This window comes from Streptomyces anthophorae (assembly GCF_049310305.1).
Taxonomy (GTDB): Bacteria; Actinomycetota; Actinomycetes; order Streptomycetales; family Streptomycetaceae; genus Streptomyces.
The window spans coordinates 5,327,893-5,347,570 of sequence record NZ_JBLWQQ010000001.1; the positions used below are offsets into that span (position 1 = coordinate 5,327,893).

Annotated in this window: 15 protein-coding genes and 1 riboswitch; of the genes, 14 read left to right on the forward strand and 1 reads right to left on the reverse strand. The window is 71.5% G+C overall.

What is annotated here, in order from left to right:
* Positions 1-93: 93 nt before the first annotated feature.
* From mfd to ACNYS0_RS24360, 3 genes are all read left to right on the forward strand, one after another.
* Positions 94-3,633, forward strand: coding sequence for a transcription-repair coupling factor (gene mfd, locus ACNYS0_RS24350; RefSeq protein ID WP_422476605.1), 3,540 nt, complete (start codon positions 94-96; stop codon positions 3,631-3,633).
* 176 nt (positions 3,634-3,809) lie between these two features.
* The gene (locus ACNYS0_RS24355; protein WP_422476606.1) at positions 3,810-4,322 is read left to right on the forward strand and encodes a hypothetical protein; all 513 of its coding nucleotides are present in this window, start codon (positions 3,810-3,812) and stop codon (positions 4,320-4,322) included.
* A gap of 56 nt (positions 4,323-4,378) precedes the next feature.
* Entirely contained in the window at positions 4,379-5,143 is a 765-nt protein-coding gene (locus ACNYS0_RS24360) for a GNAT family N-acetyltransferase family protein (RefSeq protein ID WP_422476607.1), read from the forward strand.
* A gap of 84 nt (positions 5,144-5,227) precedes the next feature.
* Here the strand turns inward: ACNYS0_RS24360 and ACNYS0_RS24365 are convergent, their stop codons facing one another.
* The gene (locus tag ACNYS0_RS24365; RefSeq protein WP_422476608.1) at positions 5,228-6,061 is read right to left on the reverse strand and encodes a DUF4190 domain-containing protein; all 834 of its coding nucleotides are present in this window, start codon (positions 6,059-6,061) and stop codon (positions 5,228-5,230) included.
* A gap of 227 nt (positions 6,062-6,288) precedes the next feature.
* On the opposite strand from ACNYS0_RS24365, the gene ACNYS0_RS24370 reads away from it, so the two are divergent.
* The 11 genes from ACNYS0_RS24370 to eno all read left to right on the forward strand — a co-directional run bounded on the left by ACNYS0_RS24370 (position 6,289) and on the right by eno (position 19,642).
* Positions 6,289-8,376 carry an N-6 DNA methylase gene (locus ACNYS0_RS24370; protein ID WP_422476609.1) on the forward strand — a complete coding sequence of 696 codons (2,088 nt, stop codon included), beginning with the start codon at positions 6,289-6,291 and terminating at the stop codon, positions 8,374-8,376.
* A gap of 221 nt (positions 8,377-8,597) precedes the next feature.
* The gene (locus ACNYS0_RS24375; protein WP_422476610.1) at positions 8,598-9,236 is read left to right on the forward strand and encodes a hypothetical protein; all 639 of its coding nucleotides are present in this window, start codon (positions 8,598-8,600) and stop codon (positions 9,234-9,236) included.
* Positions 9,233-10,768 carry a serine/threonine-protein kinase gene (locus ACNYS0_RS24380; RefSeq protein WP_422476611.1) on the forward strand — a complete coding sequence of 512 codons (1,536 nt, stop codon included), beginning with the start codon at positions 9,233-9,235 and terminating at the stop codon, positions 10,766-10,768. The genes ACNYS0_RS24375 and ACNYS0_RS24380 overlap by 4 nt, the downstream gene beginning before the upstream one ends.
* Positions 10,769-11,056: 288 nt before the next feature.
* Positions 11,057-11,782: a hypothetical protein gene (locus tag ACNYS0_RS24385; protein WP_422476612.1), complete on the forward strand. Its 726-nt coding sequence runs from the start codon at positions 11,057-11,059 to the stop codon at positions 11,780-11,782.
* A 39-nt stretch (positions 11,783-11,821) separates the two neighbouring features.
* The gene (locus ACNYS0_RS24390) at positions 11,822-12,658 is read left to right on the forward strand and encodes a glycoside hydrolase domain-containing protein (protein ID WP_422476613.1); all 837 of its coding nucleotides are present in this window, start codon (positions 11,822-11,824) and stop codon (positions 12,656-12,658) included.
* Between the two features lie 130 nt (positions 12,659-12,788).
* Entirely contained in the window at positions 12,789-13,460 is a 672-nt protein-coding gene (locus ACNYS0_RS24395; RefSeq protein WP_422476614.1) for a SurA N-terminal domain-containing protein, read from the forward strand.
* A gap of 57 nt (positions 13,461-13,517) precedes the next feature.
* Complete coding sequence (locus ACNYS0_RS24400; protein WP_422476615.1) at positions 13,518-14,534, forward strand: nucleoside triphosphate pyrophosphohydrolase; 1,017 nt, start codon at positions 13,518-13,520, stop codon at positions 14,532-14,534.
* A gap of 19 nt (positions 14,535-14,553) precedes the next feature.
* Positions 14,554-15,837, forward strand: coding sequence for a cytochrome P450 family protein (locus ACNYS0_RS24405; protein ID WP_422476616.1), 1,284 nt, complete (start codon positions 14,554-14,556; stop codon positions 15,835-15,837).
* 143 nt (positions 15,838-15,980) lie between these two features.
* Positions 15,981-16,985, forward strand: coding sequence for a transglycosylase family protein (locus ACNYS0_RS24410; protein ID WP_422476617.1), 1,005 nt, complete (start codon positions 15,981-15,983; stop codon positions 16,983-16,985).
* 180 nt (positions 16,986-17,165) lie between these two features.
* Positions 17,166-17,323, forward strand: a riboswitch (cyclic di-AMP (ydaO/yuaA leader).
* 4 nt (positions 17,324-17,327) lie between these two features.
* Positions 17,328-18,038: a transglycosylase family protein gene (locus tag ACNYS0_RS24415; RefSeq protein WP_422476618.1), complete on the forward strand. Its 711-nt coding sequence runs from the start codon at positions 17,328-17,330 to the stop codon at positions 18,036-18,038.
* 323 nt (positions 18,039-18,361) lie between these two features.
* Positions 18,362-19,642, forward strand: a complete 1,281-nt coding sequence (gene eno / locus ACNYS0_RS24420) for a phosphopyruvate hydratase (RefSeq protein ID WP_399237548.1) — start codon at positions 18,362-18,364, stop codon at positions 19,640-19,642.
* The last annotated feature ends 36 nt before the right edge of the window (positions 19,643-19,678 follow it).

The following is a 19,678-nucleotide window of genomic DNA, read 5'->3' on the forward strand; positions in this document are numbered from 1 at the left end:
GAGCCCCCGGAGGAAGACGTACGCTGGAACCCCCGGCCCGTACCACGTGTCGGGCCCTTCGCGTTGCCCTCCGACCCGGGACGGACCTTCTCCATGAGCCTGCACGGACTGCTCGACGCCGTCGTCAAGGACGCGGCCCTCGTTGAAGCGGTGAAGGCCGCCGGTGACGGCAACCGGATGCACGTCGACCTGGTGGGCCCACCCGCCTCCCGCCCCTTCGCGATCGCCGCGCTCGCCCGCGAGGCCAAGCGCCCCGTCCTCGCGGTGACCGCCACGGGCCGTGAGGCCGAGGACCTGGCGGCGGCGCTGCGCTCGCTGCTGCCCGAGGACGGCGTCGTCGAGTACCCGTCGTGGGAGACGCTGCCGCACGAGCGGCTCAGCCCGCGCTCGGACACGGTCGGCCGCCGCCTCGCCGTGCTGCGCCGCCTCGCGCACCCGAGCACCGACGACCCGGAGACCGGCCCGGTCTCGGTCGTCGTCGCCCCCATCCGCTCCGTGCTCCAGCCGCAGGTCAAGGGCCTCGGCGACCTGGAGCCCGTGGCCCTGCGCACCGGGCAGAGCGCCGACCTGGAGGAGACCGTCCAGGCGCTGGCCGCGGCGGCGTACGCCCGGGTCGAGCTCGTCGAGAAGCGCGGCGAGTTCGCCGTGCGCGGCGGCATCCTCGACGTGTTCCCGCCGACGGAGGAGCACCCGCTCCGTGTCGAGTTCTGGGGCGACGACATCGAGGAGATCCGCTACTTCAAGGTCGCCGACCAGCGCTCCCTCGAAATCGCCGAGCACGGCCTGTGGGCCCCGCCCTGCCGCGAGCTGCTGCTCACGGACGACGTCCGCGCCCGCGCGGCCGATCTCGCCGAGCAACACCCGGAGCTGGGCGAACTGCTCGGCAAGATCGCCGAGGGGATCGCCGTCGAGGGCATGGAGTCCCTCGCCCCCGTCCTCGTCGACGACATGGAGCTGCTGCTCGACGTGCTGCCGGCCGGGGCGATGGCCATGGTCTGCGACCCGGAGCGGGTGCGTACGCGCGCCGCCGACCTGGTGGCCACGAGCCAGGAGTTCCTCCAGGCGTCCTGGGCGGCCTCCGCCACCGGCGGCAAGGCCCCCATCGACGTGGGCGCCGCGTCCCTGTGGGCCATCGCGGACGTCCGGGACCGGGCGCGCGAGCTCGGGATGATGTGGTGGTCGGTGTCCCCGTTCGCGGCGGACGAGGTGGGCGCGGACACCAACACCGACACCCTCCAGCTCGGCATGCACGCCCCGGAGACGTACCGCGGCGACACCGCCCGCGCGCTCGCCGACACCAAGGGCTGGCTCGCCGACGGCTGGCGCGCCGTGTACGTCACCGAGGGCCACGGCCCCGCGACCCGCACCGTCGAGGTGCTCGGCGGCGAGGGCATCGCCGCCCGCCTGGACAAGGACCTCGGCGAACTCGCCCCGTCCGTCGTCCAGGTGTCCTGCGGCAGCCTCGAATTCGGCTTCGTGGACCAGGCGTTGAAGCTGGCCGTCCTCACCGAGACCGACCTCACCGGGCAGCGGGCCGCCGGCAAGGAGGGCGCCCGCATGCCCGCGCGGCGCCGCAAGACCATCGACCCGCTCACCCTCGAATCCGGCGACTACATCGTGCACGAGCAGCACGGTGTCGGCCGCTACATCGAGATGGTGCAGCGCACGGTGCAGGGCGCGACCCGCGAGTACCTCGTCGTCGAGTACGCGCCCGCCAAGCGCGGCCAGCCCGGCGACCGCCTCTACATCCCGACCGACCAGCTGGAGCAGATCACCAAGTACGTCGGCGGCGAGGCCCCGACGATGCACCGGCTCGGCGGCGCCGACTGGACGAAGACGAAGGCGAAGGCCAAGAAGGCCGTCAAGGAGATCGCGGCCGACCTCATCAAGCTGTACTCCGCGCGCATGGCGGCGCCCGGCCACGCCTTCGGCTCGGACACCCCCTGGCAGCGCGAGCTGGAGGACGCGTTCCCCTACGCGGAGACCCCCGACCAGCTGACCACGATCGCCGAGGTCAAGGAGGACATGGAGAAGACGGTCCCGATGGACCGGCTGATCTGCGGCGACGTCGGCTACGGCAAGACGGAGATCGCGGTCCGCGCCGCCTTCAAGGCGGTCCAGGACGGCAAGCAGGTCGCGGTGTTGGTCCCCACGACCCTCCTCGTCCAGCAGCACTTCGGCACGTTCACCGAGCGCTACGGCCAGTTCCCCGTCAGCGTCAAGGCGCTCAGCCGCTTCCAGACGGAGACCGAGTCGAAGGCGACGCTCGAAGGGCTGCGGGACGGCTCGGTCGACATCGTCATCGGCACGCACCGCCTGTTCTCCTCCGAGACCAAGTTCAAGGACCTGGGCCTGGTCATCGTCGACGAGGAGCAGCGGTTCGGCGTCGAGCACAAGGAGCAGCTGAAGAAGCTGCGGGCCAACGTCGACGTGCTGACGATGTCGGCGACCCCCATCCCCCGTACGCTCGAAATGGCGGTCACGGGCATCCGCGAGATGTCGACGATCACCACGCCGCCCGAGGAGCGCCACCCGGTGCTGACCTTCGTCGGCCCGTACGAGGAGAAGCAGATCGGCGCGGCCATCCGCCGTGAACTGCTGCGTGAGGGTCAGGTCTTCTACATCCACAACCGCGTCGAGTCCATCGACAGGGCGGCGGCGCGGCTCCGGGCGATCGTCCCGGAGGCGCGGATCGCGACGGCCCACGGCCAGATGTCCGAACAGGCCCTGGAACAGGTCGTCGTGGACTTCTGGGAGAAGAAGTTCGACGTCCTCGTCTCGACGACGATCGTCGAGTCCGGCATCGACATCTCCAACGCCAACACGCTGATCGTCGAGCGCGGCGACAACTTCGGACTCTCCCAGCTGCACCAGCTGCGCGGCCGTGTGGGCCGAGGCCGCGAGCGCGGGTACGCGTACTTCCTGTACCCGCCGGAGAAGCCCCTCACCGAGACCGCGCACGAGCGCCTCGCCACGATCGCCCAGCACACGGAGATGGGCGCGGGCATGTACGTCGCGATGAAGGACCTGGAGATCCGAGGCGCGGGCAACCTGCTCGGCGGCGAACAGTCGGGTCACATCGCGGGCGTCGGTTTCGACCTCTACGTACGCATGGTGGGCGAGGCGGTCGCGGACTACCGCGCCTCGCTCGAAGGCGGCGTCGAGGAGGAGCCGCCGCTGGAGGTCAAGATCGAGCTCCCGGTCGACGCGCACGTCCCGCACGACTACGCGCCGGGGGAGCGGCTCAGGCTCCAGGCCTATCGCGCCATCGCCTCCGCGAACACGGAGGAGGACGTCAGCCAGGTCCGCGAGGAACTCGTCGACCGCTACGGCAAGTTGCCGGAGCCGGTGGAGAACCTGCTGCTCGTGGCAGGGCTGCGGATGCTGGCGCGGGCCTGCGGGGTCGGCGAGATCGTGCTCCAGGGCAACAACATCCGCTTCGCTTCGGTGGAGCTGCGCGAGTCCCAGGAGCTCCGCCTCAAGCGCCTCTATCCCGGCACGGTCATCAAGGCGGCCACCGGGCAGCTCCTCGTACCGCGCCCGAAGCCCAAGAAGATGGGCGGCAAGCCGGTGGTCGGCCGGGAGCTGCTGGCGTGGGTCGGCGAGTTCCTGACCTCGATCCTGGGCGCGTAGGCCTCGGCCGACCGACAAGTGGGGGGGGCGGGCCTCGGCCCGCCCCCCACTTGCTGCACCCGGCACCGAATACTTCACCCGGCACCAAATAACCGAACAGGCTCCCCGTCCGGCGCCTCGTGGATTACTGTGCGCGGCAACTACAGTTCTTCACGTTTTCTCCACACGGGGTTCACATGCTCAACAGATCTGACCGGTCGTCGTCGATACGCAGACGCTCCGCGGGCTTCGCCGCCTGGGCCCTCGCCCTGTCCCTGGCCGTCGGCGCCTGCGGGCCCGGTTCCGGCACGGACGACGCCGCCGACGCACGGCCCACGAAGTCCGTCTCCGCGACGCCGACCCCGAGCCCCACCCCGTCCACGCAGTCGCCGACTCCGACGCCGAGTCCGACCCCTACGACGCACTCGCCGACTCCCGAGGCTCCCAAGGCGACCCCCACGCCGATTCGAACGAAGACGCAGGCCCCCGCCCCGAGGCCGACCAGGACCCAGGCCCCGGCGCCCACGCGGACGAGCGCCGCCCCGAAGCCGGCCGCGCCCACCTGCGAGATCGTCTCGAACGCGGGCAACTGCTACAACGCCGGCCAGTTCTGCCGCAACGCCGACGTCGGCCGCACCACGCACGCCGCCAACGGCCGGATCGTGAAGTGCACGTTCAGCTCAGGTTCCAACCGCTGGGTCTACGCCTGACCGACCCCGGCGGAAAACCGGCTGCGGTACCGCCCCGTCCGTCGCACCATGTGCGCATGAAACCCGACCCGGGCACGGACCTGACGATCACCACCCTCGCCGAGCGTCCCGAACTCGCCCTCCCCATGTGGACGATGCCGGACACCTGGCCCGTGTTCATCGGGCACGACCTGTGCGCCGGGATCTTCCTGCGGCGCATCTGGCAGGAGCTGCCCGAGTACGCGTTCGTGGCGACGGACGCCCAAGGGGCCGTGGTCGCCAAGGCGTACAGCGTGCCGTTCGCGCTGCGCGCCGAGGGTCGCGGGGAACTGCCGGACGGCGGCTGGGACCAGGTGCTGCGGTGGGCGTTCGCCGACCGTGCCGCCGGGGTCGCGCCCGACACCGTGAGCGCCATCGAGATCGCCGTCACGCCGGGGCTCCAGGGGCGCGGCCTGTCGGGGCGGATGCTGTCCGCGATGCGCGAGAACGCGCGTGCCCGTGGCTTCGGCGAGGTCGTCGCCCCGGTGCGGCCGAGCGCCAAGCACCTCGAACCCGAGGCGCCCATCGGGGAGTACGCGTTCCGGGTGCGGGAGCCGGACGGGCTGCCGTACGACCCGTGGCTGCGGGTGCACGTACGGGCGGGCGGCGTCATCGAGAAGGTCGCGCCCGCCTCGATGGTCGTGGCGGGTTCGCTGGACGAGTGGCGGAGCTGGACCGGTCTGCCCTTCGACAAGGAGGGCCCGGTCGAGGTCCCCGCCGCCCTGGTGCCGGTGCGCTGCGAGCCCGAGCACGGCTATGCCGTGTACGTCGAGCCGAACGTGTGGGTGCGGCACGCTGTGTGAGCCCCTATGGGGCCTGTGAACACGCGGACGCGGCACGCGCGTTGAGCGCGTGCCGCATCCACTCCCCCCATTTTCCGAAGCCGGTTACAGCTTCAGGTCCCATTGCGAGCCGTCGTAGTCGAAGCTCGGCGTGACCTCGACGGTCAGGTTCTTCGCGTCCGCCGGGGCGTCGAAGCCGTAGACGACCGTGGCCTTCTTGCCGGGCAGGACCGTGCCGGTGAAGCCGTCCCCGACGTTGTCGTCGAAGATCTGCTCCGCGTTGGCGCCGGCCTTGCCGGCGCGGGCGTCGGCGGTCAGCAGGCTCGCGTCGAACTTCTCCTTGGAGTCGTTGGTGACGGTGACCGTGACCTTGTAGGCGTGGTTGCCCTTCTTGTGGCCCGCCGCGAACTCGCTCGGGCTGTACGTGACCGCGTTGGAGACGGAGACGGTCAGGTCGTCGTCGTAGACCACGGAGTCGCCCGCGGCGAGCGTCTTGCCCGCGGCCGGCTTCTCGTCCTTGCCGGCACCGGAGTCCTTGTCCTTCGCGCCGCCGGACGGCTTCGCGTCCTTGGCCTTCGTGTCGGACACCGACTTGTTGAGGTCGTCGACCAGGTCGTCCGCAGCCTTGAACACCGTGTACGCCCCGAAGACCGCGAGGCCCATGGCCACGACGCCGAGGATCGTGCCGGCCAGGGCGATGCCCTTGTTCGTGGCCTCGCCGCGCTTGACCCTGCCGCGCCCCGTCAGGCCCAGGATCAGGGCGATCACGCCGAGGATCCCCGCCAGCCAGAACATCAGCGGGATCAGGCCCGACAGGGCGCCGATGACGCCGAGGATCAGAGCCGCCGTCCCCAGCCCGTTGCGCGCGACCTGCTGCGGCGGCTGCTGCTGGAACGGCGGGTACTGGGGGTACTGCTGGGGCGGCTGGGTCTGGGACATAGCTGTTCCTCCGAGATGAGAGAAGCCAACCTCCCCCCGGCTTTCCGTGTATCCGGCGGTTGGCTGAGGCAATAACAGCACTAGCTGTGAACCGAGTCAACCTGATTCACAAAACTTCGTACGCTCACGGCTGTGAATGCGGGTCTTACGCGGGAGTCTGTATGGTCGGTCGCACAGGCACGTCAGGACGTCTCCGCGGGACGGACGTCCGGAGAGGAGTCGGCCCGGTGCAGGACAACGCGACAGAGGTGACGGCCGCCGGGATCGCCCGGCTCGCCGGAGTCGGGCGCGCCGCCGTCAGCAACTGGCGGCGCAGACACGCGGACTTCCCCAAGCCCGTCGGCGGCACCGAGACCAGCCCCTCCTTCGCCCTCGCCGAGGTCGAGGAGTGGCTGCGCGACCAGGGCAAGCTCGCCGAGGTCCCGCTGCGCGAGCGCGTGTGGCAGCAGCTCGCGGGCCACCCGGCGGGCCCGGTCGCCGCACTCCTGCACACGGGCTGCGCCCTGCTGCTCGTGCACGACCGGCCCACGGAATGGCTCGCGCTCACCGCGGCGACCGACAAGGACCGGGACCTGGCCCAGCGCCTGTCCGCCGCCCTCGAAGGCGTCCTCACCCCGCGCTTCGGCCACGCCACACAGCGGGCCGTCGCCACGCCGACGCCCACCGACCTGCTGCCGTCGGTGCCGCTGCTGCGCGGCGCCGCCGAACTCGCGGCGGAGCTCGGCGCCCGCGGCACCTTCGCGTTCCTGCTCGGCCGGCACCTCGACGCCAACCCGCGCCAGTACACGCTCACCCCGCAGGGTCCTGCCGAACTGATGGCCGCGCTCGGCGGACCCGCCACCACCGCCCTCGACCCGGCCTGCGGCACCGGCGCCCTCCTCGACGCCGTGCGCGCCCACGACCCACGCCCCGGCCGCACTCTGTACGGCCAGGACGCCGCCGCCGAACTCGCCGCGCTCACCGCGCTCCGCCTCGCCCTCGACGGCAACGGCGGGACGGACGCCCCGGCCGTGCGCACCGCCGCCGCCGACACCCTGCGCGCCGACGCCCTGAGCGACGTACGGGCCGACGTGGTGCTCGCCCACCCGCCGTTCAACGAGCGCGGCTGGGGCCACGACGAGCTGGCCTACGATCCGCGCTGGGAGTACGGCCTCCCGGCCCGCACCGAGTCCGAACTGGCGTGGGTGCAGCACGCGTTGGCGCGCCTGAAGGACGGCGGCAGCGCCGTGCTCCTGATGCCGCCCACCGTCGCCTCGCGCCGCTCGGGCCGCCGGATCCGCGCCGACCTGCTGCGCCGCGGCGCCCTGCGCGCCGTGATCGCCCTGCCCGCCGGGGCCGTCCCGCCCAACAACATCCCGCTGCACCTGTGGGTGCTGCGCCGCCCCGGCCCGGGCGCGCCCGCCGCTCCCGAACTGCTGCTCGTCGACACGGCCTCGCTCGCCGAGTCCGGCGACGTACGGGAGCAGCAGGTCTGGGACGAGGTGCGAAGCGCCGTGCTCGACGCCTGGCGCGCCTTCGACCGGGACGGCTCCCTGGAGGAGCAGCCCGGCCTCGCCCGCTCCGTGCCCGTCATCGACCTGCTCGACGACGAGGTCGACCTCGCACCCGCCCGCCGCCTGCCCCCGCCGGTCGCGGGCGGCGGCGCCGCGGAACTGGCCGCCGTGCGCGAGGAGCTCGCCGACACGCTGCGGCTGACCACGAAACTCGCCCCGCGGGCCGTACCGGACACCACGGCCCCGGCCCGCTGGCCACTGACCACGGTCGGCGAACTCGCGCGCGCGGGCGCCCTGTCGCTGCGGATCGCGGCGCCGGGCGGCGGCCCGGGCGGGCACGCGCGCGTACCCGTGCTCACCGACCACGACGTACTGACGAGCACCGCGCCCTCCGGTGGCGCGCATGCCGCGGAGGACGACCCGGTGATCCTCGAAGCCGGGGACGTCGTCGTGCCGGTGGTCGGCGGCGCCGCGGCCGTGCGCGTCGTCGACGAGGCGGACGCGGGCGCCGCGCTCGGCAAGGGCCTTGCCCTGCTGCGGCCCGAACCGACCGCGCTCGACCCGTGGTTCCTCGCCGGCTTCCTGCGCTCCACCGCCAACAACCGCCAGGCCTCCAGCTACGCCTCCACGGCCACCCGCCTAGACGTCCGCCGCCTCCAGCTCCCGCGCCTCCCCCTGGCCGAACAGGCGGGCTACGGCGAACGCTTCAAGTCCCTGGCGGCCTTCGAGGACACCCTCCGCCGCGCGGCCCGCCTGGGCGAACACCTGGTCCAGGGCCTCCACGACGGCCTGACAGCAGGCACACTCCCACCGGACAAATAAGCCCCTCCGGCGATTGAGGAGCGGGGTCCGGGGCGGAGCCCCGAGTCCGTAACGCCGGTGCGGCGCGCCGGAAGGAGTGGTTCCACTGGACCGGGTGTGAGCGGAGCGACATCCGTTCCGTACAACCCCGGGCCCGTTGTCCGAGTCCGCCTATACGCTCGAAGGAACCGGCATCCCCTTGCCGTGCGTGTTCCCACTCGGACAAGTGACCAGGAGCTGCCATGTACGGGCCCGGCGCGGTGCCGCCCCGACGCGAGAGCGACGGCGCGGCCATCACCCTGAGGGTGCTGTTCCCTGCGCTGTCCGTACTCACGTGCGGCCTGCTCTCCTGCGCCCCGCTGTTCCGCATCGCGACGTTGCGCCGCAGGCCCGTCGACTGGATCCTGGCGGTCGCCTCGCTCCCGGTCAGCATCACGCTGTTCGGCATCATCGGCTCGCTGCCGGAGGAGGACACGCGCACGGACGTCGCCCTCGGCCTGCTGCTGCTCCTCGCGCTCGGCAGCGCGGTGTACTTCCTCGTCTACGACATACGCAGGCTGTCCCCCGCGCACCCGCCGAGCCCCTACGCGCCGACGGCACCGTCCGGGCCCTCCGCCTACGGACACCCGCAGCCGCAGCCGCAGCCGCAGCCGCAGCCGCAGCCGCACCCGCAGCGGCCCTGGCCCGCGACGCCCCCGCAGCCGCACGCGATGCCCACGCAGCACTCCATGAACACGGTCACGCCCGGGCCCGCGCCCGCTCCCGTCCAGCCGCCCGCCCCGCCGCAGAACCAGGCCCCGCCGCCGCACCGCATCGACCAGGTCCGCGCCGAGCTCGACGAGCTGAGCGACTACCTGCGCAAGCAGGACGGCGGCCAGTGACCGGGCAGCCCAAGACCGGCGGCCGCGTCGTCGCCGGGCGCTACGAACTCTCCACGCTCATCGGCCAGGGCGGCATGGGACAGGTCTGGACGGCGTACGACCAGCGTCTCGACCGTCGCGTCGCCGTGAAGCTCGTGCGCCCCGACCGGGTCGCAGGCGCCGAGGCCGACGAGCTGCGCCGCCGCTTCCTGCGCGAATGCCGGGTCACGGCACAGGTCGACCACCCCGGCCTCGTCACCGTGCACGACGCGGGCGCCGAGGGCGAAGAGCTCTACCTCGTCATGCAGTACATCGACGGGGCCGACCTCGCCGACCACCTCGCCGAGCACAGCCCCTTCCCGTGGCCCTGGGCGGTCGCGGTCGCAGCCCAACTGTGCGCGGTGCTCTCCGCGGTGCACGCCGTGCCGATCGTGCACCGCGACCTCAAGCCGCGGAACGTGATGGTCAAGCAGGACGGCACGCTCACCGTCCTCGACCTCGGTGTCGCCTCCGTCCTCGACACCGACACCACCCGCCTCACGCACACCGGATCGCCCATCGGCACCCCCGCCTACATGGCGCCCGAACAGGCGATGGGCGGCGCCGTCGGCCCGCACACCGACCTGTACGCGCTCGGCGTGCTGCTGCACGAACTCCTCAGCGGCGACGTCCCGTTCGCGGGCACCACCGCCCTCGGCATCCTCCACCGCCACCTCTACGAGGCCCCCGTCCCGGTCCGCCAGCTGCGCCCCGAGGTGCCGCAGGCCCTGGAACACCTGGTGCTGCGGCTGCTCGCCAAGGACCCGCAGGACCGCCCGGCCTCGGCCCAGCAGACGTACGAGGAGCTGCTCCCGCTGCTGCCCGCGCGCGGCGTCCCCACCGGCCGACCGCTCGACCCCACCCGCCCCTTCCTGCGCCCGCACGCCCCCTGGCCCGACCGCGCCGTCACCCCGGCGCCGCAGCCCGCCGGAGCCGACCTCCAAGGCGACCGCCCCGATGTGGCCCGGGCCGTCGACGAGGTGAAGGTGCTGCTCGGCGAGGGCCGCATCACGCAGGCCGTCGACATCCTCGGTGCGATCCTCCCCGCCGCGGCAGCCCAGCACGGCGAGCACTCACCCGTCGTCCGCACCCTGCGCAAGCAGTACGCGGCCACCCTCATGGACGACGGCCAGTACCGGCGCGCCCTGCCCGAACTGCGCCGGCTCGCCGACGAGCGGGCGGCGGAAGCGGGCCACGCCGACCCGCAGTCCCTCCAGTTCCGCTACGAGGCGGCTCAATGCCTCGAAGCCCTGGGTGAACCCGCCGCGGCGCTCGCCGAGTACCGGGCCCTCCTCCCGTACTACGAGAACCAGTACGCGACGACGGACCTCAGGCTCGCCCTCGAAGTGCGGCGCCGCATCGGCCAGTTGCTGCTCTCCGTGGGCGACCGGGGCGCGGCCCACGCGACGCTGACCCGGCTGCTGCACGACGCCGAACGACTGCACGGCCCCGGCCACCCGTTCCCGGCGGAGGTGCGCCGCACGCTCCAGTGGCTCGGTCAGGTGCGGGGCTGAACCACGGCCCCGGCCGAGCCTCCCCCGGCCGATCCTCCCCCCCCGTCCGGTCCGTCCAAGATCGGGGCCCGCACGGTCAAGCCATGGCCAAGGGATGGCCAAGACCCCCACTGAGCGGGGAATTCACCGGATTCGGTCGTGCACAATCAATCCGCTCTCTGTGTGCTCCCTATGGCGCGCCTGCCTCCCGCCCCACCGGGACCATGCGCACACACCCTCGGCAGCGATCACGTGGCGCCTCCCCCCGCACGTCCCATTCCTGCTGTCCTGTCCCCTAGGAACATCCCCATGCGTACCGCCGCCCGTGCTGCCGCCCTGCTCGCCGCTGCCGCCCTCCCTCTCGCCCTCACCGCCTGCTCCTCCAAGGACTCCGGCGCCACCGGCGACAAGGACGCCACCGCGTCCGCCGCCAAGAGTGCCCAGGACCCCAACGCCGGTCTGGCCAAGGGCGCAGAGCTGAAGAAGGCTCTCGCCCCCGCCTCCTTCTTCGGCGTCGGCTACCAGGTCGACAAGGCCGCCGCCCGCGCCACCGGCACCACGTACCAGAAGCAGAGCAGCGACGCGGCCGCCCTCGGCAAGCCGGACTGCACCAAGTTCGGCGGCACCAGCTGGATCGCCGTCACCGGTGACGAGGGCGTCTCCTTCGCGCAGAACGACTACGTGAACGAGAAGACCACCGCCGACATCGCCCAGGAGATCGACGTCTTCCGCGGCAAGCAGGCGGCCACCGTCCTTCAGCACCTGAAGAAGACCGTCGCCACGTGCCCCACCTACAAGGACGTGGACACCAAGAGCGAAGTGAAGGTGGCCGGCGCCGACACGGGCGGCCTCGGCGACGAGGCGTACACGATCACCCTCACCGCCCCGTCGTGGGAGAACGGCAGCACCTTGATCGCCGCCCGTAAGGGCACCGCCGTGGTGACCGTCATGTCGACCGACGGCCACGACAACGGCGCCGCCACCGCCAAGAAGCTGGCGGCGCGGCTGACCGGCGCCCTGCCCGCCCACAACTGACACCCACCCTGCCCAGGCCCCGCCCCAGAGAGGACACGCATGCCCGCCACCGGCACCCACCGCCTCGGCCGACGAGGCCGCCGCCTCGCCATCGGCACCGCCATCGCCGCCGTCCTCGCGGGCGGGGTCACGGCGCAGCAGTCGCTCGCCACCACCACGTCCTGGCCCGCCGCGAAGTACTACACCGGCCGCGCCTTCGATGCCTGCACGGCACCGTCCGCCTCCGCCATGAAGGCCTGGCACACCGGCTTCTACGGGGCCGCCGCCGTCTACACGGGTGGCAAGAACCGCGGCTGCACCCAGGCCAACCTCACCGCCTCCTGGGTCAAGACCGTCACCACCCAGGGCTGGAAGCTGATCCCCCTCTACGTAGGCGCGCAGCCGCCCTGCGCGAGCGGCTCCAACCCGGAGAAGATGACGTCCACGACAGCCGCCTCGCTCGGCGCGGCCGACGGCGCCGACGCCGTGACCAAGGCGTCCGCGCTCGGGATGAAGGCGGGCAGCGCGCTCTACCTCGACATGGAGGCGTACGACACCACCGACTCCTCCTGCAACACGGCCGTCCTCACCTACGTCCGCGCCTGGCAGAAGGCCGTGCACGCGAAGTACTACCGCACCGGCATGTACGGCTTCTCCAGCTCCAGCGCGAAGGCCGTCGCCACCACCACCGACCGCGACAACCTGCCGGGCAACCTCTGGTACGCCAAGTGGGACAAGGTGAACACGACCACCACCGACTGGCCGTTCGCCTCGACCCTGTGGACCGGCCACCACCGCGGCCACCAGTACATGGTCAACAGCAAGGAGTCGCGCGGCGGTTACGCCATCACCGTCGACCGGGACGCCTGGGACGCTCCCGTCGCCGTGGTGGGCTGACAGGAAGCGAGTACCTCAACTCGTGGCGAATCGTTGTCGAATAGGTGGCCTAGCAAGCGGCCACTGCCTAACATCGATCAACGCCGGACTTTGTGCACCGACGCACAAACTCTTCGCAGGGAGGCCCACCTTGCACCGCCGCAACAGCCGCCGCACCGCGCTCGTCCTGTCCGCCGCCGCCATCGCCGCAGTCCCCGCCCTGACCGCCTGTGGCAGCGAAGCGCACCCCGGTGCCGCGGCCGTCGTCGGCGGCCAGCGGATCACCGTCTCGCAGCTGGAGAGCCGGGTGAACGAGGTGCGGGACGCGCAACAGACCGCCACCAAGGACTCCGCGCAGTACGAACAGGCCATCGCCAAGACCGGTGGTCTCACCCGCAACACGCTGCACACGATGGTCCTCGACCGGGTCCTGCACCGCGCCGCGACCGACGCGGGCATCTCCGTCACCCGCAAGGAGATGCAGAGCATGCGCTCCGGCCTTGAGCAACAGGCGGGCGGCGCCAGGCAGTTGGAGGTCGCCTGGCTCCAGCAGTACAACATCCCCCCGAACCGCCTCACCGAGAGCCTGCGCACCGAGATCGAGGCGCAGAAGCTGTCGACCGCGCTCGGCGCGGACATGCAGACCCCACAGGGCAAGGCCGTCTTCTGGAAGGCGCTCTCCAGCGCCTCCAAGGAACTGAACGTCGACCTCAACCCCCGCTACGGGACGTGGGACGTCACCAAGAACAGCCGGGTCGACGCCAAGACGCCGTGGCTGCGGCAGATCACGAAGGAAGCCCCGGCCGAGCAGCAGACGGCGTAGGGCCCCGGGCGGCCCCGGCGGGGCGGGGTTGTCAGTGGCTTGGGTTACGTTCGAGGGGTGAACGAACCCGAGGCGCACGACTCCCACGCCCCCGCCGAAGCCAAGGACGCCGCCGGCCGCGTCGTCCTGCTCACGACCAGCCACAGGGTCGCCCCCGGGCTCCTCTCCTGGCAGGCGTGGCAGACGCTGCGCACGGCCGACGAGGTGCTGTGCGCCGACGCCGCGCACCCCCAGCTGCCGTACGTGAAGGACGCGGGCGTCCAGGTCACGATCGCCTCGCCCACCGCCCGCGACCTCGTCGACCGCTGCGCCGACGGCGGGCGCACGCTCGTCGTCCTCGCCACCGCCGAGGGCGACCGGCAGCTCACGGACGGCCTGGCGAGCCTCGCAGGCTCGGGCCGCGAGCAGATGCCGAACCTGGAGCTGCTCCCCGGCTCGTACGACCTGCCGGGCGCCCGCCTCCTCGACCTCGTGCAGGTCATGGACCGCATCCGCCGCGCATGCCCCTGGTCGAAGCAGCGCACCCACGAGGACCTCGCCAAGTACGCGATCGAGGAGGCGTACGAGCTGGTCGAGGCGATCGAGACGGACGACCGCGAGGAACTGCGGGAGGAGCTCGGCGACGTACTCCTCCAGGTCGTGTTCCACGCGCGCATCGCCGAGGAGGCCTCCGGCGAGGACGAGCCGTTCTCCATCGACGACGTGGCGGGCGGCATCGTCGACAAGCTCATCCACCGCCATCCGCACGTCTTCGGTGACGAGAGCGCCGCCACCCCGGAGGAGGTCCGGGAGATCTGGCTCCGCAAGAAAGGCGAGTCCAAGCGCCGCGCCTCGGTCACGGACGGCGTCCCCCTCGGCCAGCCGGGCCTCGCCCTCGCCGCCAAGCTCGGCTCGCGGGTGCGCACGGCGGGCCTGGACGTCCCGGTCCCCACGGGCGAGGGCGTCGGCTACGAACTCCTGGCCCTCGCCCTGCGTGCCGAGGCGGAGGGCGCCGACCCGGAGGCGGCCCTGAGAGCCGCGGCCCGCGCCTACCGGGACGCGGTGCGGACCACCGAGGGGCTCACCGCCCCATAGAGGCGGTTACGGTCAGGTGGTGACCGAGAGCCCCACCCCCTCCAGCGCCCCCGAACTCTTCAGCTGGGAGTTCGCCAGCAACCCCTACCCCGCCTATGCCTGGCTGCGCGAGCACGCGCCCGTGCACCGCACCACGCTGCCGAGCGGCATCGAGGCCTGGCTGGTCACCCGGTACGCGGACGCCCGCCAGGCGCTCGCCGACCAGCGGCTCAGCAAGAACGCGGACCACCACGACGAGCCGAGCCACGCCAAGGGCAAGACGGGCATCCCGGGCGAGCGCAAGGCCGAGCTGACGACCCACCTCCTCAACATCGACCCGCCGGACCACACCCGTCTGCGCCGCCTCGTCTCGAAGGCGTTCACCCCGCGCCGGGTCGCCGAATTCGCTCCGCGCGTCCAGCAGTTGACGGACGACCTCATCGCCGCCTTCGAGGGCAAGGGCGAGGCCGACCTCATCCACGACTTCGCCTTCCCCCTCCCCATCTACGCCATCTGCGACCTCCTCGGCGTCCCCCGCGAGGACCAGGAGGACTTCCGCGAGTGGGCGGGCATGATGATCCGCCACGGCGGCGGCCCGCGCGGCGGGGTGGGGCGGGCGGTGAAGCGGATCCGCGCGTACCTGGTGGAGCTGATCCACCGCAAGCGCGGCGACCTCACCGACGACCTGATCTCCGAACTGATCCGCGCCTCCGACCACGGCGAACACCTCACGGAGAACGAGGTGGCGGCCATGTGCTTCGTGCTGCTCTTCGCCGGCTTCGAGACGACCGTGAACCTGATCGGCAACGGCACGTACGCCCTGCTCACCCACCCCGACCAGAGGGAGCGGCTTCAGGAGTCGATCGCGGCGGGGGAGACGGGCCTGCTGGAGACCGGGATCGAGGAACTGCTGCGCTTCGACGGGCCGGTGGAGATGGCCACCTGGCGGTTCGCCCGGGAGCCGCTCACCATCGGCGGCCAGGAGATCGGCGCCGGAGACCCGGTCCTCGTCGTGCTCGCCGCCGCCGACCGCGACCCGGCGCGCTTCAGCGAGCCCGACACCCTCGACCTCTCCCGCCGCGACAACCAGCACCTCGGCTACGGGCACGGCATCCACTACTGCCTCGGCGCTCCGCTCGCCCGCCTGGAGGGACAGGCCGCCCTCGGCACGCTCCTGACCCGCCTTCCGGACCTGCGACTTGCGGTGGAACCGACCGATTTGCGGTGGCGCGGCGGGCTCATCATGCGCGGACTGCGCACGCTCCCGGTGGAGTTCACCCCGCGTCAGAATCCGGTCGGAACTGACGGCCCGTCAACAATGTGACTTTCACGTGATCTACGCTGCATCGACTTGTGACAGGCGTTCGAGTGCCGCTACGTTCACGGATCATCGCGACACATGCACAACTCGCACCACTTGCACCACCCGTCGCGCGTAGCAGCATCAGTCTCGCGAAAGGCAAACGCATGCTCTCCGGGAACGGTCGTCACCGTCGCCCCCGTCAGGCACCTGCTCTCGTCGTCGCCGCCGGAGTCACCGGCAGCGCCATCGCGATCCCGCTGTTCGCCGCGAGCGGCGCGAGTGCCGCGACCACGCAGGCGTGGGACAAGCTCGCCGAGTGCGAGAGCGGCGGCCAGTGGAGCCTGGACGCCGGTAACGGCTACTACGGCGGCCTCCAGTTCACGCAGGAGAGATGGGAGGAGTTCGGGGGGCTCGACTACGCCCCGCGCGCCGACCAGGCCAGCCGCTCGCAGCAGATAGCCGTCGCCGAGAAGGTTCTCGACGACAAGGGGCCGAGTGCCTGGCCGATGTGCTCGCTCACCTCGGACCTCACCAAGGAGGACGGATCGGCGGACGTCGACCCGGGCGTGTCCGCGTCGCCGTCGGCGCAGCCCTCCGGGTCGTCCGACACCGACGCCGACAGCGCGTCGGACGAGGACGCGGGCAAGGCGGGCTCCACGGATTCGACCGATCCGACCGCATCGGCCGATGCGGCCGATGGGGCTGATGCGGCCGATTCGGGAGACAAGGGTCACGACGAGGCCGACGACTCCCACGTGTCGGGGGATACCTCCGGTAGCAAGGCCGAGGACTCCCCGACCCCCTCAAGTGACAAGTCCCACGCGCCTTCTGACGACGCCCCCGCCGAGACGGCCTCGCCGTCCGCCCCGCCCTCCGGTGAGGCCTCGGGCGACGCCACGTCCGGCCGCCACCGCGGCGACCGCGCCGACGACGACGGTTCCGGCTCCCGTGGGGGAGAGGGACGGCACGCCTCGCGCGACGACAAGCGCGACGGAGGCACGTACGAGGTGCACGCCGGCGACAACCTCTGGGACATCGCGAAGGCCCAGGACGTGCACGGCGGCTGGGACGCGCTCTACGAGCGGAACAAGGAGACGGTCGGTACCGACCCAGACCTCATCCTTCCTGGTCAGAGCCTGGATCTTGGGGACGGATCGGACAAAAGGTAGCTGGGGTTCCGGCCGGTTGAGGGGGCTTTGTCCGGTGTCGATCGAGTGAGACATGGGTCTCAAAGCCCCTGATCGACTTTGAAATCGGGCGGATCGACCGCTTACGTTCGTGACCGCTCGCTTCAGCGGGCCCCGACGGATGTCACGCCGAATCCTGCCAACGTCCGTACGGGAACAGTCGTCGCGTAAGCGCCGTAGGCAGGAGCGGGGGACCCAGGTAAGCGCCCTTCCGGGAGACCGGACGGGCTTGGGGTTAAGCAGCGCACAAGGATGCGTCTGCCGGGCACTCACTGGCCCGAACCCGACAGCTCACCTCGCAGGCGTCGGTGAGGAGAGATCTCCATGCTGTTTTCCGGCAAGAACAAGCACCGCCGCCCGTCCAAGGCCGTCCGCGTCGCCACGCTCGGCGGCGTCGCCGCTGCCGCCGTCGCCGTGCCGCTGATGGGTGCGACCTCCGCCTCCGCCGCCACCACCTCCGAGTGGGACCAGGTCGCGCAGTGCGAGTCCGGTGGCAACTGGTCCACCAACACCGGCAACGGTTTCTACGGCGGTCTCCAGTTCTCGTCCTCCACCTGGTCCGCCTACGGCGGCGACCAGTACGCCTCCACCGCCGACCAGGCGTCCAAGGCGCAGCAGATAGCCGTCGGCGAGAAGGTTCTCGCCTCCCAGGGCAGCGGTGCCTGGCCGAACTGCGGCTCGGGCCTGTCCTCCACCCCGAACGAGGGTGGCGGCGACGACTCGTCCGCGCAGCAGGCTCCGAAGCAGGAGACCCAGCAGCGCGCCGACCGTTCCGAGCAGCGTCAGCAGCCGCAGCAGGAGGCCCCGAAGCAGGAGGCTCCCAAGCAGGCCGCCCCGAAGCAGGACACCGTCACCACCCCGACCGGCAAGAAGGTCGAGAAGGGCGACGGCGAGTACAAGGTCGAGTCCGGCGACACCCTCAGCAAGATCGCCGAGGCGCACGGCACGTCCTGGCAGCAGCTGTTCGAGAAGAACAAGGACATCGTCAAGGACGCCGACCTGATCTACCCGGGTCAGCAGCTGCACCTCAGCTAAGACGTCCGGTCCGCACAGGACCACCGGTCCGCACAGGGCCCCAGGCCCTCCCAGGCCATCAGGCACGGGCTCGGCATCGGCGGACGCCGAGCCCCGCCGCACCCCGTCCCCACGGGCCGCTCACTTCGGCGACCTCCGTCCCGCTCAGCCGGGCCGGGGGTCGCTGTTTTTGTTCCGTTAAGGAACATTTCGCTGTGGGCGTTGTCCACGAGACGGGCGTTCGGATGGCCGATGCCCGCGAGCCGGTTACGCTCAGGGGTGCGGGACCACGTATCCATGCAGCCGCCCGCATAGCCTGCGTCACATCCCAGAAGGAGATGCTCGTGCCGTCCATCGACGTCGTCGTAGCCCGGGAAATCCTGGACTCCCGAGGCAACCCCACGGTCGAGGTCGAGGTCGGCCTCGACGACGGGAGCACCGGCCGCGCGGCCGTCCCGTCGGGTGCCTCCACCGGTGCCTTCGAGGCCATCGAACTCCGCGACGGTGACCCGAACCGTTACCAGGGCAAGGGCGTCGAGAAGGCCGTCCTCGCCGTCATCGAGCAGATCGGCCCGGAGCTCGTCGGGTACGACGCCACCGAGCAGCGCCTGATCGACCAGGCGATGTTCGACCTGGACGCCACCGACAACAAGGGCTCGCTCGGCGCCAACGCCATCCTCGGCGTCTCGCTCGCCGTCGCGCACGCCGCTTCCGAGGCGTCCGACCTGCCGCTCTTCCGCTACCTCGGCGGTCCGAACGCGCACCTTCTCCCGGTGCCGATGATGAACATCCTGAACGGTGGGTCGCACGCCGACTCCAACGTCGACATCCAGGAGTTCATGATCGCCCCGATCGGCGCGGAGTCCTTCTCCGAGGCCCTGCGCTGGGGCGCCGAGGTCTACCACACGCTGAAGAAGGTCCTGAAGAGCAAGGGCCTGGCCACCGGCCTGGGCGACGAGGGCGGCTTCGCCCCGAACCTGGGCTCGAACCGTGAGGCCCTCGACCTGATCCTCGAGGCCATCAAGGAAGCCGGTTACGTCCCCGGCCAGCAGATCGCCCTCGCCCTCGACGTCGCCGCCTCCGAGTTCTACAAGGACGGCAAGTACCAGTTCGAGGGCAAGGAGCGCTCCGCCGCCGAGATGACGGAGTACTACGAGGAGCTCGTCTCCGCGTACCCGCTCGTCTCCATCGAGGACCCGCTGTACGAGGACGACTGGGCCGGCTGGAACGTCATCACCGAGAAGCTGGGCGACAAGGTCCAGCTCGTCGGCGACGACCTCTTCGTCACCAACCCGGAGCGCCTCGCCCGCGGCATCGAGGAGAACTCGGCGAACGCCCTGCTCGTGAAGGTGAACCAGATCGGTTCGCTGACCGAGACCCTGGACGCCGTCGAGCTCGCCCAGCGCAACGGGTTCAAGTGCATGATGTCGCACCGCTCCGGTGAGACCGAGGACGTGACGATCGCGGACCTCGCCGTCGCCACGAACTGCGGCCAGATCAAGACCGGCGCCCCGGCCCGCTCGGAGCGCGTCGCCAAGTACAACCAGCTCCTGCGCATCGAGGAGATCCTGGACGACGCGGCGGTCTACGCCGGTCGCAGCGCATTTCCCCGCTTCAAGGGCTGAGCCTCACTGAGGCAGCAGTTCCGTACGTCCCCGCAC

Bases quoted from the DNA above. Each gene is read 5' to 3' on its own strand.
- ACNYS0_RS24360 (WP_422476607.1), top strand. From the start codon at position 4,379: ATGAAACCCGACCCGGGCACGGACCTGACGATCACCACCCTCGCCGAG.
- ACNYS0_RS24385 (WP_422476612.1), top strand. From the start codon at position 11,057: ATGCGTACCGCCGCCCGTGCTGCCGCCCTGCTCGCCGCTGCCGCCCTC.
- ACNYS0_RS24365 (WP_422476608.1), bottom strand. From the start codon at position 6,061: ATGTCCCAGACCCAGCCGCCCCAGCAGTACCCCCAGTACCCGCCGTTC.
- ACNYS0_RS24375 (WP_422476610.1), top strand. From the start codon at position 8,598: ATGTACGGGCCCGGCGCGGTGCCGCCCCGACGCGAGAGCGACGGCGCG.
- ACNYS0_RS24410 (WP_422476617.1), top strand. From the start codon at position 15,981: ATGCTCTCCGGGAACGGTCGTCACCGTCGCCCCCGTCAGGCACCTGCT.
- ACNYS0_RS24415 (WP_422476618.1), top strand. From the start codon at position 17,328: ATGCTGTTTTCCGGCAAGAACAAGCACCGCCGCCCGTCCAAGGCCGTC.
- mfd (WP_422476605.1), top strand. From the start codon at position 94: ATGAGCCTGCACGGACTGCTCGACGCCGTCGTCAAGGACGCGGCCCTC.
- ACNYS0_RS24390 (WP_422476613.1), top strand. From the start codon at position 11,822: ATGCCCGCCACCGGCACCCACCGCCTCGGCCGACGAGGCCGCCGCCTC.
- ACNYS0_RS24355 (WP_422476606.1), top strand. From the start codon at position 3,810: ATGCTCAACAGATCTGACCGGTCGTCGTCGATACGCAGACGCTCCGCG.